This window comes from Solibacillus sp. FSL W7-1464, assembly GCF_038004425.1.
Taxonomy (GTDB): Bacteria; Bacillota; Bacilli; order Bacillales_A; family Planococcaceae; genus Solibacillus.
Window position 1 is genome coordinate 760,220 of sequence record NZ_JBBORC010000001.1, and the last position, 14,837, is coordinate 775,056.

Sequence of the window (14,837 nt, forward strand, 5' to 3'; positions counted from 1 at the left end):
GCGTATTTCCATGAAAATTTAGCTACAAACGAATTTTTATAATGTTGTCATGGCAGTTCCGAGAGCTAGAAAACGAGACAGGGCTTACATTGAAAAGAAAATGTAATAAATTTTAAGCCTGAAAATGCTATAATGGGTAAGACTAAAATATAAAATTCTAGATTTAGAGCTTAGGTGGTTTCGTGAATGATAGAAATGAATAATGTAGTGAAGAAGTATCCTAATGGGGTTGTCGCCGCAAACGGGATTACGGTTCATATAAAAAAAGGTGAATTTGTGTATATTGTCGGCCCGAGTGGAGCAGGGAAATCGACATTCATCAAGTTGATGTACCGTGAAGAAAAACCGACTTCCGGCGATGTCATCATTAATGGCATCAATTTGAGAACGCTAAAAAATAACCGCGTACCCCATTTGCGCCGTCATCTTGGTGTTGTCTTCCAGGACTTTAAATTATTGCCGCGCTTAACAGTGTATGAAAATGTAGCGTTCGCGATGGAAGTAATTGAAGAACAGCCAAGCGTCATCCGTAAACGAGTAATGGAAGTACTCGAACTGGTTGGCCTAAAGCATAAAGTGCGAATGCTGCCGAATGAACTGTCAGGCGGGGAACAGCAACGTGTAGCCATTGCCCGTTCGATTGTAAACCGTCCGAAAGTGATGATTGCGGACGAGCCAACAGGAAATTTAGACCCGGAAACTTCATGGGAAATTATGAATATTTTTGAGGAAATCAATCGACAGGGTACGACGATTTTGATGGCAACACATAACCGTGAAATCGTAAATACAGTGCGTAAAAGAGTTATTGCCATTGAAGGCGGAATGATCGTCCGTGATGAATACGGAGGTGACTACGGCTATGAAAACTAGAACAATTGCCCGTCATTTCCGTGAAAGTTTTAAATCATTAGGCCGTAACAGCTGGATGACACTGGCTTCGATCAGTGCGGTAACGGTCACATTATTATTGGTTGGTGTATTTGCTGCGATTATGATGAATTTAAACAAAGTCGCTTCCGATCTGGAAAACGATGTAGAAATTCGTGTCATGATTGATATTATTCCGGAAGCGGAAGAAGCAAAGCTTGCAGAAGAACAGCTACTTGGCAAGATTCAAAATATGCCGGATGTCGAGGAAGTTACATATTCTTCAAAAGAACAAGAATTAAGTAAACTGATCAAAGATTTTGGTGATGAATTAAGTTTATTCGAACAGAACAACCCGTTATATAATGTGCTGTATGTCAAAGCTGTAGATCCTTTGAAAACAGCGGATGTTGCTAAGCAGATTGATAGCTTGGAAAATACTTTTGAAGTAAAATATGGCGAGGGTAAGGTAGAAAAACTATTTAACTTCCTGGAAATCGCTCGTAATGTCGGACTCGTATTAATTTTAGGACTGCTGTTTACAGCGATGTTCTTAATCTCAAATACTATTCGCATTACGATTATTGCACGTAAAGATGAAATTGAAATTATGAAGCTTGTAGGGGCTACAAATTCTTTCGTCCGCATTCCATTTGTATTGGAAGGAATGTGGCTTGGTTTGATTGGATCTATTATTCCGGTCGCAGCCGTTACAATTGCTTATTACAAAATTTATGATTTATTGGCCCCTCGATTAAAAGGGGAGCTATTCCAATTGTTAGAAATAACACCACTTATGTACCAGGTGAACGGATTAATAATCTTCATCGGGATGTTCATCGGTATATGGGGAAGTTTCATGTCAGTTCGTAAGTTTTTAAAAGTATAACTTCTTTCAGCGACTGTCAAACATTGCCAAGGCAAAATCGACAATGACGAAAATAATGGAAAGTGGCTCATTTGAAACATCTAAGAGAAACAAAAAGAGCCACTATTATCCATGCATTTAGGGGGAAAAGTTTTTGAAGAAGCTAACGACGCGTTCATTTAAAATCATTGCAGCAATACTTGCACTAGTGTTATTTGTTCAAATACCGGCAGCATATGCAGCATCATTAAGTGAACTGAAAAAAGAGCGCAGTCAACTCGAAGCAGAAAAAAAATCAATTAACAAATCACTTGAAATAAAATCAAATGAAATTCAAACAAATCAAAACAGACAGCAAAAAATTATCTCACAACTAGAACAACTTGGCGCAGAAATTAACAAAACAAATCATAATATTGCCGTTGTTGAATTGGATATTGAAATTGCAAATCAAGAAATTTCGGTTTTAGAAAAGGAAATTGCAGAATTAAAAGAGAAAATCGAACAGCGTAATGAGCTGTTGCGCGATCGTGCACGCGCGATTCAGTCATCAGGTACAGTGAGCTACCTGGATGTCCTGCTCGGAGCAAATAGTTTCGTAGACTTTATCGATCGCTTTTCCGCTGTAAGTACACTTATGGATGCAGACCGTCAAATTATGCGTGAGCAAAAAGAAGACCAGGAAAAGCTGGAAGTTCAAAAGCTGGAGCTTGTGAAGAAAAAAGAAAATCTTGAAGCGAATAAAGCAGAATTAAAAAGTTTGATGGCTTCTTTAAATCAACAAAAGCAAGAAAAGAAACAGTTAGTAGCAGAGCTTGAAAAAGAAGAAGCTAAACTGCATGCTGAGAAAACGCAACTTAAAGCAGAGTACGATGATAAAGTAGAATTAAGTAAAGAGCTGGAAGAGAAGTTTCTTAAAGAGCAGCGCCGATTAGCGGAAGTTGCCCGTCAAAAAGCATTGGAAGCAGCAGCAGCTAAGAAGAAAAGACAAAGCAGCAGCAACAGTGCTGTCAGTTCCGGAAACTTGCCGGTTGTTTCGGCAGGACATTGGACAAGGCCTGCAGCAGGCCGTTTTACATCAGGGTTCGGCCGACGTGATATCGGACCGATCGGAAGTAAAAATCACTTAGGCGTTGACATTGCCAACTCAATCGGTACACCGGTTGTTTCAGCAGCAGATGGGGTTGTTTCTTATGTTGGTTCGATGAATGGGTACGGCAATGTTGTGATGGTTACCCACTCGATTGAAGGACAATTATTCACGACAACATATGCCCATTTAAGCGGGTTTAATACGAGTGTTGGTGCATCCGTTTCGAAAGGTCAGCAAATTGCTCGACTTGGGAATTCAGGTAACTCAACTGGACCGCATGTTCACTTTGAAATCCATGTAGGGGAATGGAATGGCAGCCGTTCAAATGCCGTTAACCCATTAAATTATATTTCATTGTAAAATAGGGAAAGACCGAACTTTAACAATTAAAGTTCGGCCTTTTTATTTTGCTTATAAGGAACAATGGTAAAATTCTTAAAGGGTAGTAGGGGGATTTTTATATAATTTATAGCAATTTCTCCCGCTTTCTTTGGCTTCGTATAATGCAATGTCAGCTTTTTTCATTAAATCCGATTCAGTAAAATTCAGTTGACTCGAGGCCGTCGCAATTCCCATGCTTGTTGTAACCGTTAAAGTATGACCGTTCATTACCCAAGGCTGATGGATCGTATGCTGAATTCTTTCAGCAATTTCTACGGCATTGTTAGAGCTTTGAATATTTGAGAGCAGAATGACAAATTCATCTCCGCCTAATCTTGCCACCATATCATGATCCCGGATAGAAGCTTTAATACGAGATCCAAATTCTTGTATAACCGCATCGCCAATATCATGGCCATAAGTATCATTAATCAGTTTAAAATGGTCAATATCCAATAGAATAAGAGCTGGAGCAATATTATTAGTTAAAAATTGTTCTTTTGCAAAGGCAAATTGTTCTTTGAAAAATAATCGATTTGGAAGGTCCGTTAATGTGTCGTGATATGCAAAATATTTTAATTTGGATTCATATTCTCTTCTTAGAGTTATATCTCGAGTGAGTACGACCATATATTGGAAGGAATTTTTGTGGTTGAACACCGGATTTCCGATGGATTCACACCAGATCATATTTCCTTCAGCATTTTTTTGTCTAAATTGAATCGTAAAAGGTTCACCTGAATTTATCGAATTTTGAACAATTTCTATCAAGCCTTCCTGATCATCTAAATGAACATTATGAAGGAAGTTTTTCTTAAGGTATTCTTGATGGTAATACCCTAATATATTTTTATAGGAAGGGGAAACATACATGATTTCTCCGTCTTTATTGATAAGTGTAATTAAATCCTGTGCGTTCTCTGCAATTATTCGAAAACGTTTCTCACTTTCTTCCAGCTTGTTAATGCTTTGCAGCTGTTCCGTTACATCTTTCAAAATTCCATATAGTCCAATCATTTTTTCCTCAATGAAAAGAGGAATGATTTTAAATAGAGTGCTAACCTGCTCGCCATTTTTATTTTTGAAGGTTAAATTGCCACTATTATTAGTTCCTTTCACTGCTTCATTTATAAGAGTATCCAGATTATCTTTATCTTCCGGGTCAACTAACTCATTAAGTGATTTACCAAACAGCTCTTTAATTTTATAGCCGGTAATCTGTTCACTTGCTTCGTTTCCATCAGTGATATAACCCATTTTATTTAGAATAAAAATGCCATCTGTATTATGGAAAAATAAAGAATGGTAACGCTCACTGCTTTCAGCGAGGCTGTTCACCATTTTCATTGCATCGGAAAGAGCATTTTTTTCATGTGTAATGTCTCGCACAACTGCTATGATATGATCAACTTTTCCGTTATCGTCAAAATAGGGGCTTAAAATGGTTTCAGCATAATATTTATTACCATTCTTTTCATAAATATCTTCATAAGTATAGCTTTTTTGGCTCATAACAACTTTCTTATATTGTTTATATAAAAATTCTGCTTTTTCCGCAGGTTCAATATCCATAATGCTGGAGCCAATCATACCGTTAAACCAATCTAAACGTTCCATTACAGCAGTATTAATGAATTGAAAAAGAAAATCATCGTTCTCAACTTTAAGAATAAAAATCATATCTTTCATAACGTTCATTAAAACTTCTTTATAAAAGTTTTCCATAAAAGTTCCCCTTGTTTAAACTGAACTAAAATTTATTTCTCCTGAAGTAAGTATGGGCATCTTCATAGATAAATTCAGTGTTTGGAATTTTTTCATTACTCCTAATTATGGTGCTTAATTTATTTATAATAGAAGCTAATCGATTTTCCGTCAATTGATTAACTTTAGTTGGCATAGAGTAGACTTACTCCTTTCCCAATATAAGATACGTAAATTCCAAAAAAGAAATTAATCCGGTTTGAATAATTATCTAAAAGTTATGATAATGTACTAGTAGGAAGAAATGATGGGGTGAAGCTGATGAAAAAGAATATTGGAATCGGTATTATTTTAGTGCTTGTCATCACGATGCTTGGCACTTACATAAAAGCTGAAATCGATCAAAGTACTGCAATCAACGAACAAGCATTAGGGAAAGAAGTTGAACTGGGCGAAGAAGTGGGCCTTGAAAAAGGTCAGTTTGCACCGGATTTTACATTATATAGTTTACAGGGCGAGCCATTGACATTGTCGGAGCTAAGAGGGAAGCGTGTCGTACTGAATTTCTGGGCGACCTGGTGTCCTCCATGTGAAGCGGAAATGCCGCATATGCAAAAATACTATGAAAAATACCGTAAAGAAGACAATGTGGAAATTGTCGGTGTTAATATGACCTATGCAAACGAAAAGCTGGAGCGTGTTGAGCAGTTTTTAAAAAGCTATGATATCACCTTTCCGATCGTTTTGGAACAAACCGAAGCAGTCGCCTTTCAGTATGAAATCTTGACGATGCCAACAACCTATATGATTGATACAGAGGGGAAAATACAGAAGCAGATCATTGGCCCGCTGGATTTGGACGCATTACGGGAAAATGTGATGCAACTGGATTAAGGTTCGGGTTCGCATACTTGAAATCTAAAATTATCTTCATTTTGTTACGTTTAAATTCGACTTTATAAGTATGAATCTTTCATTTGCTTCATAAATTTTATGGAACGGAGGAGAATTCGTGCGGAAAAGTCGGATTTTTTTATTAGTCGTTGTGATGGTGTGTATTGGAGTGATTGTTTATGGCGTGTTGAAAATAAAGGCGCAGCCACAGGAGGAGCAGGCAGATTTTGCGGTAGTCAATGAACTGCATCAATTAATAACGAGCGAATCTGTTTATGATGTCAATTCTGAAAAGTTGGTGGAAGGTGCACTGCGAGGGATGGCAAATGCAATAAACGACCCCTACAGCACTTATTATTCGGAGCAGGAAGCAGCATTACATAAACAGACACTCGCAAGTGAACGAATTGGCATTGGCGTTGAATTGGCAGAAGCAAACGGCAAGATTATCGTCGTGGCTCCGATTAAAGCCTCGCCTGCAGAAAAAGCGGGTATTCGACCATTGGATGAGCTTGTACAAATTAATGAGGTACGACTTGACGGAAAATCAATGGGGGAAGTTCGTAAACTGATGTATGGCAAAGAAGGGGAAGCAGTAGAACTTGTCATTTATCGCCCGGATATGGATCAGCATTTAAAGTTGGTCATGAAAAGGGAACGCTTGAAAAATGATACGGTGGAAGCTGAAGTCCTCGAGGTAGAAGGAAAAAAACTCGGCTATATAACGATCAATCTATTTGGCGAAAAAACAGCAGAGGAGTGGAAAGAGGCTCTTGATGGTGTAATTAAGGAGGAAGTGGAAGGGTTAATCATTGATGTGAGGGACAATCCAGGTGGCTATTTACATAGTGTTACCCAAATGATGAGCATGTTCGAGCAAAAAGAAAAAATCTTTGCGTACATGCAAAATCATGACGGTGTAACAGAGCCGCTGAAAACAAAGAAAGTCGAGCAGTTCCAGCCTTACGCAAATTGGCTGCGCGACACGCCTTTAACACTTATCCAAAATGAAGGAAGCGCATCAGCCAGTGAAGTGTTTGCGGGTGCCCTGCAGGACTGGAAGCGTTCGGTCATAATTGGGGTGACGAGCTTCGGTAAAGGAACGGTTCAGCAAACATGGGACCTTCAAAATGGCGGAGAAGTAAAATTATCGACGAACAAATGGCTTACTCCTTCTAAAAAGTGGATTCATGATGTTGGGATCGAGCCGGATGTCGAAGTGACACAGCATCCTCTTTACAGTGTGGAAACAAAAATTCTGAAAGGGCGCTATGAAGAGGGAGAATACAGTGAAGAAGTTGCCTACAGCCAGCGTATTTTAAGTGAACTGGGCTACGCTATCAGCCGGACAGATGGATTCTTTGATAAGGATACAGCTCAGGAAGTGGAAAGCTTCAGACATAAGCATGATATTGCAGAAGGAAGCTATATGGATGAAGTATTTTTCAATGAATTAACGAAAGAACTGCAGACATTCAAACAGTCGAAAGTAAACGACATGCAGCTGCAGATGGCGATTAGTTATATTATGCATCAGTTTGAGTGATGGATAGTGTAAAGGAGATTGGGTGCTCATTTCTTAAACGAAATGGGCTTTTTTTATTTGCTGAATATTTTATTTAGAAAACAGTCTGAAAGATACCCGTCTTATTTAACTCACCCCCTAGATCGCCAATTTTCCCATCAAGCCTTTATTTCATTTCCGGTACAAATGGGACTACGCATTACGGAAAGGATTTGGTACAATTATTCGTACGGTAGGTGAGAATATGGATGGAACAGTTTTGATTGAAATTTTAAAAGGGATTGGCCGGTTTTTTATAAATCCTTTGTTTTATGTCGCCATCATTTCCGCAGTATATTTAGGGTATCGCCGAGTGAAGCGCGAACGAAGGTATTTTAACCGACGGATACTAGGTGGCTGGTCCGAGCTGAATAATATGCTTGCGATGGGTTTTATGCTGTCCGTGATTATTTCCTTATTTAGTCTTGTTATAGGCTTAACAGTATCACTCGAATTATTGACAATTGTATTTATTGTAAGTTTCGCAGGTTTAATCATTTATATGTATCAATTATTATCGCCGGCGATTGTGATGGCGGTTGCGTTTTGTGGAATCGTTTGGATGCAATGGCAGGATTGGTCATATACACTCGGACCTATCGAACTGGCAGGCAGAAATGTTACGGACGAACTTGTTATGACCGTTCCGATTATGACGGGGCTCTTGCTCATGGCGGAAGGAATTTTAATTCGCCGTTATGGTGCCCGTTTTGCTTCACCGATTGTGGAGAAAACAAAGCGTGGATTAAACGGGATAGGGTATTTTAGTAAACAGCTTTGGATTTTGCCGGTATTTACTGTTATTCCAGGTGAAGGCATTCAAAATTTTGCGCCATATTGGCCACAGTTTACAATCGGGGCAGACCAGTTTTCAATCATTGTTTTCCCGTTTATTATCGGCTTCCAGCAGATGGTGCGCCAAAAGCTGCCGATGAATGTTTATCCTCAAATGGGACGTGTAATAATAATGATAGGGCAATTTGTGCTCATCGTCGGGTTGGCCGCATACCTTTTACCGGTACTCGGTGCTGCTGCATTAGCAATAGGCGCGATTTCCCGTACAATTATTGGTATACATTATAGCCGCTCAGAGGACCGCCACAGTTATGCGGTTGTACGCAGTGATAAAGGTGTGATGATTGCCGGCATTTTACCGGATTCTCCGGCAGAAAAAATGGGACTTGTCGCAGGTGAAATTATTAAACGTGTGAATGGACAAGATGTTTTTACAGAAGAAGATTTGTATAAAGCACTGCAGATTAATGCTGCCCATTGCCGTTTGGAAGTGCTTGATCATTCCGGCGAGTTGCGTCTTGCCCAGCATGTTGTCCATCGTGATGATAACCACAAAATCGGGTTATTAGTTGTTAGTTAATTTCAATAGAATCTCGCTAAAACGAGGTTCTTTTTTTTTGTTGAAACGGGTATAAACAATTTATGTTAATATAAAATTGTACAAAGACAGCATTGTTGTAAATTCAGAAATTTTTATCGTTTTTGGTAGGGGTGAGCGGTTATGCTAGATTGGCTGACAATCGATAATATTGAAACAATTGTAGAGAAATATAAGTTGTTAGGTCCGTTTTTCGGGATTTTATTAACTTTTTTAGAATCATTTTTGCCGATATTGCCGCTGTTTGTAATCATCATTGCTAATGCTGCAGCTTACGGTTTGTTTTGGGGCTTTTTACTGTCCTGGCTTGGAACGGTCGCAGGTTCCTATATGTTTTTCCTAATGATTCGCATGTTCGGAAAATACCGCCTTTTCAGACGGATTAAAGAGCAGAAGCAAGTGAAGAAACTGATTAACTGGGTGGATATTAGAGGATTTACACCATTGTTTGTACTGCTGTGCCTACCATTCACACCTGTTGTAGTTGTCAATACGGTTGCAGGTTTATCCAATATAAAAAAGAAATATTATTTTTTGACACTCCTTATTTCAAAACCGATATTAATCTTTTTAATAAGCTATTTAGGCAGTGATCTACGTGATATTTTAACCTCTCCTGTAAAACTTATTATTTCAGCTGTCATTATTTTAATCATTTGGGGAATCGGCAAATTGATCGAACACATTTTAAATAAGCGTGTGGAAAGGGATTTGCGTGAGATTGGAAAGTTACGAAAACAAAAGTGAAAAACTATAAGTCTTGTCTTTTAACAAATTGTGAAAAGACAGGGCTTTTTTGTATGGTTGCAATTAATGCGCGAACATGCATTCTTATATTATAATAGAAGAAAGAAATAGAAGTGAGGTGGGATTTGTGACGTTACGAGTCATATCAGGACGGGCAGGCACGGGAAAAACAACATTGATTCACCGTGAAATTGTCGATGATTTAAAAACAAATATATTTGGACATCCAATTTTTATATTAGTTCCTGACCAAATGTCGTTTACAACGGAATATGAGCTAACAACGAATTATGACATTGAAGGAATGATGCGTGCGCAGGTTATGACATTCAAACGACTGGCCTGGTTTGTACTGCAAAATGAAGGCGGTATCGCCCACGAACGGATTGATGGCACAGGTTACCGCATGCTGTTGCGACGTATTTTGGAAGAACATCAGGAAGAGTTCCTGTTATTTAAACGCGCTGCAGGTAAACCCGGTTTTACGAAAGAAGTCGAGCAAATTCTAAAGGAATTCAGTCAATATCATATCGATGTGGAAACAATCGACCCGCTGATCGAATCATTAAGATTAAATGGTGCAAGTGAAGTACTGTTGCATAAGCTGCATGATCTGAACATTATTTTAAAGCAGCTGCATGAGCGCATCGGGACGGAATATATCGATGGCGACGGCTATTTCCCGCTTTTAATTGAGCGTATACCGAAAATGGAAAGCTTGCGCAATACCCACATTTATTTGGATGGGTTTGTATCTTTTAATGGACAGGAATTTGCCATTTTAAAAGAGCTTCTTATTTATGCAAAACGTGTCACAATTGTTTTCCCAATGGAAGACCCGCAAATGGATTTACTGGAAGGTTCCGTGTTTTACAGAGCAGCAATGACATATGACAAAATAAAGAATGAGTTGCAAAAACTGCGATTCGAACGAGGGATTGATATTGAAGAGGAGCCGCGTGTTCATTTAGAAGTAAACTACCGTGCGACAAATCGGGACTTGCTGCATATTGAACATCGGTTCGACAAAATTACGGATACACCTGTCGAATCAACGGGACATACGAAAATATTGGAAGGTGTAAACCCGCGTGCAGAAGTGCAAGGTATTGCCCAGGAAATTAAACAGCTTGTTCTGGAAAAGGGGCTGCGCTATAAAGACATCGGGATCATGTACCGCCAGGCAGATGTATATGATGCGATTATCGGCACGACCTTTACCCAATACGAAATTCCGTTTTTCTCAAATGAGAAGCGGGCGATGCTTTATCATCCGCTGATCGAATTTAGTCGATCCGTAATGGAGATTATTACGACAAACTGGAAATACGAGCCGGTTTTCAGAAGCATTAAAACAGATCTGTTTTTCCCCTATGGAGCGAATTTAGTCGCAATGCGGGACAGAGCGGATATTTTGGAGAATTTCGTCATTGCAAAGGGCATTGTTCATGACCGCTGGATGAAAGATGAAGTATGGCATTATCGCCGTTTTAAATCACTTGAAAAAGTAAATGCGATTCAGACAGAAGATGAGCTGGAGCACGAGCAGCTTTTAAAATCGGTACGTGACTTAATCCGGGAGCCGGTACTGGCATTGCAGAACCGGTTGAAAGGTAAAAAAACAGGCCGTGAAATTGTAGTGGCACTGTATGAGTTTATGGAGCAGCTTGATATTTATAAGAAACTGCTGAAAATGCAGGAGCAGGAAGAGCAGGCCGATTCACTTCATCAGTCATTGGAGCATGAACAGGCTTGGAATGGCTGGATTCATATTTTGGAGCAGTTTGACCTGATGTTCGGCGATAAAATTATGCCGTTGGAACAAGTTGCACAAATTTTGGATGAAGGCTTTGAAACACTGGAGTTTGCAAGTGTGCCGCCGACATTGGATGAAGTGACCGTTTCGACAGTCGAGTTTGCGCGTTTTGACAATAAAAAGGCAATTTTCGTAATCGGTGTTAATGACGGGGTATACCCGATGCGTATGGAAGCGGGAGGACTGCTATCTGATGACGAGCGTGAAACATTTGAGAAAATCGATGTGGAATTGGCACCGGGTATAAAAAGCAGACTTCTGCAGGAAAGTTTCCTGTTTTACCGGGCGATTTCTTCATCGACTCAATATTTATATATTACGTATGCCAATGCAGACGAGGAAAGTAAAAGTAAGCTTCCATCGCTTTATATTAACCGCCTGCACAATATGTTCGAAATTACCGAAAACCGTGGCACCCCCGAGGAAAAAACAATTCGCACACTGCCGCATCGGCAAATCGTGATGGACCCGCTTGATGAGCTTCAACACGATAATGTGCTCAATTATTTACAGCATCCGTCACCGGCAATCGGCTTTTTGATGACCCAGCTGAAGCAGGCTCAGCATGAGGGACGTCCGCTAACCGAAGAATGGGCGGCATTAAAAGCATTTTATGAACGGGAACAGAACTGGAAAGATGTGCTGAACGTCGTGGAAAAACCGTTATATACGACGAATGAAGCAGAACCGCTAACCGAAGAAGTAGCGACGGCATTGTATGGAGAAGACTTTTTGGCAAGTGTATCTCGTATTGAACGCTTCTACAGCTGTCCGTACTCACATTTTGTATCCTATGGGCTGAAACTGCAGGAGCGTACGGAATTCAAGCTGGAAACATTCGCGATGGGCGATCTTTTCCATGAGGCAATCCGGACGATTCTATCCGAGAAAGAGCCATCGATCCCGCTTACGACATATGCAGCGTGCTATAAAAAGGCGGATGAAACGATTTCAAAACTGGCGGATTATTTTTCGTACAGCATTTTAAAAAGCAGTCACCGCTTTGAATACATTAAAACGAAACTTGTGAAAATCGTGGCACGTACAATTTATGCACTTATTAATCAAAGTGAGCTGTCGAAGTTTAAAGCGATTGCCCATGAAAAACCGTTCGGGAAGCGCGACGACAAAAATACGGAACAGGATGACCGCAATCCGCTGGAAGCACTGAAAATCGATCTGGAACATGACCGCAAAATGTATGTGCGCGGGCAAATTGACCGAATCGATGCGTATAAAGATGCGGAAAACCTGTATTTGCGTGTAATTGACTATAAATCTAGCGGACGCAAGCTTGACTTTACCGAAGTTTATAACGGAATTTCGCTGCAGCTGCTGACATATTTAGATGTAGCAATGAAAAATATCCCGATCATCGCACGTGAAGGTAAGTTCATCCAGGACTTATCGGAGCTGGAAAATATTATTGTCCAGGCAGCCGGGATGTTCTATCTGCATGTGCACAATCCGCTCATTCCGACAGAGGACTATGAGCAGTATGACCGCGTGGAAAGTTTGCGTCAGGAGAAGTTCAAGTTAAGCGGCTATATGGTAAAAGATGTGGAAGTGGCGCAACTGATGGATAAGTCACTCGAGCCGAGTAAAACATCGATTATCGTACCGGCAGCGTTTAAAAGCGGAGAGAATCCGGAATTTAACAGCCGTTCCTCAAAAGTGATCGAGCAGGAGCAGATGGAAAACCTGCAGGAATTTGTGCACTATAAATTCCGCCAGGCGGGCAATGAAATTTACCGCGGTAATACGGAAATTAAGCCGTACAGCTTAGGCAATCAAAAAGCTTGTACGTATTGCAGCTTTAAATCGGTCTGCCAGTTCGACCAGTCGGAAACAGGCAACAGCTACAACGAAATCAAGAAACAGCCGGAACAGGAAGTATTTGAAAACATTAAAAAGGTGGTATGTGCAGATGACAATTCCAGCGAAGCCGAGTGATGTTCAATGGACAGATGTGCAGTGGAAAGCCATCTATGCATCCGGTCATGACATATTAGTATCGGCAGCGGCCGGTTCAGGAAAAACGGCGGTATTGATCGAGCGACTGATCCAAAAGATTTTAGCGCCTGAAGACAAGCGAATTGATGTGGATGAGCTGCTCGTCGTAACGTTTACAAATGCCTCGGCTGCGGAAATGCGCAACCGGATGGCAGAAGCGCTTGAAAAGGAACTTGCCCAAAATCCGGGCAACCATTTTCTGCGCCGTCAGTTAAGTTTATTGAACAAAGCGCAAATCTCAACGCTGCATTCATTCTGTCTGTCGATTTGCCGTGAATATGCATACACGATTGACCTGGACCCGGGTTTCCGTCTGGCAAGTACAGAGGAGGCTTCGTTATTGCAGGATGATGTACTGATGGATGTGCTTGAAAAGGCATACCGGGGCGATATGGAAACTTTGTTCACGAAAGAGGAGCTTTACACATTGGTCGACAGCTTTGCATCTGACCGCAGTGACCAGGCGATTGAACTGTTGCTGCAGGAAATGTATAAAGTATCCCGTGTTCAGCCAAACCCGTATGAATGGCTGCGTGCATTGCCGGAGAAATACGATATTGATCCGGAAAGTCCGATCGATGAGCTGGTTATCGCAAAGGAAGTTCGTCCGTTTATTATAGGAAGCCTGAAAGAAATTGCCACACGTCTTGAAAAAGGCTTGCAAATTGTATCCGTTACACCTGCTTTAGAGAAAAACAAGCCATTGTTTGAAGCAGAATATACTGGGGTTAAGCATGTACTTGAAGCGATGAAAGAAAGCACATGGGAACAGGCATATGAGCTAATTCCCGCTGTTGAGTTCGGACGGATCAAGCCGTTGACGAAAAAGGATACTGAGGAAGATAAGCAATATTATGCGGTAGCGAAAAATCATCGTGATACAGCAAAAGAAATGTTGACGGATTTGAAGGAAACATTTTTTGCACGTCATCCGAAGCTGTATGTTCAGGAAATGGCGGCGACGAAACCTATTTTGGAAACGCTCGTAAAACTGACGATCGAATACAGTGAAGCGTTTAAAAAGGCGAAGCAAGAGCGCGGCCTGCTTGATTTTTCGGATTTGGAGCATTATGCATTGGAAATTTTGACAGATGAAGAAAGCAGGTCGACACCACCACAGCCATCCGATGTGGCATTGAATTTCCAGAAGCGTTTCAAAGAAGTGCTTGTTGATGAGTATCAGGATGTCAATTTCTTGCAGGAAACAATTTTGCAGCTTGTGAAAAATGGCGGTGAGCAGGACGGGAATATGTTTATGGTCGGCGATGTGAAACAGTCGATTGTGCGCCCATAAGGGTATTGTATATTTCACCATTTGGCGGTGAATAAACTACAGAAACGGTTTATATATCAGCCGACTTATCTTGGCGGGAAACCAAAGAGGGAGTGTAGCATGTCGGTTAAAGTCATAAGTTAGCCTAAACGGAAAGGTTACGACTGAATGGCGAGATAGAAAAGATTCATATGAGGAAGAAGGCTAAACTGCTTGAAGAA

9 protein-coding genes and 1 pseudogene are annotated in these 14,837 nt (G+C 40.5%); 9 read left to right on the top strand and 1 reads right to left on the bottom strand.

The window, feature by feature from the left end:
• The first annotated feature begins 186 nt into the window (after positions 1 to 186).
• From ftsE to MKZ25_RS03585, 3 genes are all read left to right on the top strand, one after another.
• Positions 187 to 873, top strand: a complete 687-nt coding sequence (gene ftsE / locus MKZ25_RS03575) for a cell division ATP-binding protein FtsE (protein ID WP_008403596.1) — start codon at positions 187 to 189, stop codon at positions 871 to 873.
• Positions 863 to 1,759 (top strand): permease-like cell division protein FtsX, encoded by an 897-nt coding sequence (gene ftsX / locus MKZ25_RS03580; RefSeq protein ID WP_340800174.1) that lies wholly within the window; start codon positions 863 to 865, stop codon positions 1,757 to 1,759. The genes ftsE and ftsX overlap by 11 nt, the downstream gene beginning before the upstream one ends.
• Before the next feature lie 133 nt (positions 1,760 to 1,892).
• Positions 1,893 to 3,191: a murein hydrolase activator EnvC family protein gene (locus MKZ25_RS03585; RefSeq protein WP_340800175.1), complete on the top strand. Its 1,299-nt coding sequence runs from the start codon at positions 1,893 to 1,895 to the stop codon at positions 3,189 to 3,191.
• 75 nt (positions 3,192 to 3,266) lie between these two features.
• Here MKZ25_RS03585 and MKZ25_RS03590 read toward each other — a convergent pair whose 3' ends face one another.
• Entirely contained in the window at positions 3,267 to 4,937 is a 1,671-nt protein-coding gene (locus MKZ25_RS03590; protein ID WP_340800176.1) for a sensor domain-containing protein, read from the bottom strand.
• A 300-nt stretch (positions 4,938 to 5,237) separates the two neighbouring features.
• Here MKZ25_RS03590 and MKZ25_RS03595 point away from each other — a divergent pair, with 300 nt between their 5' ends.
• The 6 genes and pseudogenes from MKZ25_RS03595 to MKZ25_RS03620 all read left to right on the top strand — a co-directional run.
• Positions 5,238 to 5,810, top strand: a complete 573-nt coding sequence (locus MKZ25_RS03595; RefSeq protein ID WP_340800177.1) for a peroxiredoxin family protein — start codon at positions 5,238 to 5,240, stop codon at positions 5,808 to 5,810.
• A gap of 118 nt (positions 5,811 to 5,928) precedes the next feature.
• The gene (locus MKZ25_RS03600; protein WP_340800178.1) at positions 5,929 to 7,356 is read left to right on the top strand and encodes a S41 family peptidase; all 1,428 of its coding nucleotides are present in this window, start codon (positions 5,929 to 5,931) and stop codon (positions 7,354 to 7,356) included.
• Between the two features lie 223 nt (positions 7,357 to 7,579).
• Positions 7,580 to 8,749 (top strand): PDZ domain-containing protein, encoded by a 1,170-nt coding sequence (locus MKZ25_RS03605; RefSeq protein ID WP_340800179.1) that lies wholly within the window; start codon positions 7,580 to 7,582, stop codon positions 8,747 to 8,749.
• Between the two features lie 141 nt (positions 8,750 to 8,890).
• Positions 8,891 to 9,514: a TVP38/TMEM64 family protein gene (locus tag MKZ25_RS03610; RefSeq protein WP_340800180.1), complete on the top strand. Its 624-nt coding sequence runs from the start codon at positions 8,891 to 8,893 to the stop codon at positions 9,512 to 9,514.
• 127 nt (positions 9,515 to 9,641) lie between these two features.
• Complete coding sequence (addB, locus tag MKZ25_RS03615; RefSeq protein ID WP_340800181.1) at positions 9,642 to 13,283, top strand: helicase-exonuclease AddAB subunit AddB; 3,642 nt, start codon at positions 9,642 to 9,644, stop codon at positions 13,281 to 13,283.
• Positions 13,258 to 14,625: pseudogene (locus tag MKZ25_RS03620) on the top strand (UvrD-helicase domain-containing protein); the annotation flags it as partial. The gene addB and the pseudogene MKZ25_RS03620, both read left to right, overlap by 26 nt.
• Positions 14,626 to 14,837: the final 212 nt, after the last annotated feature.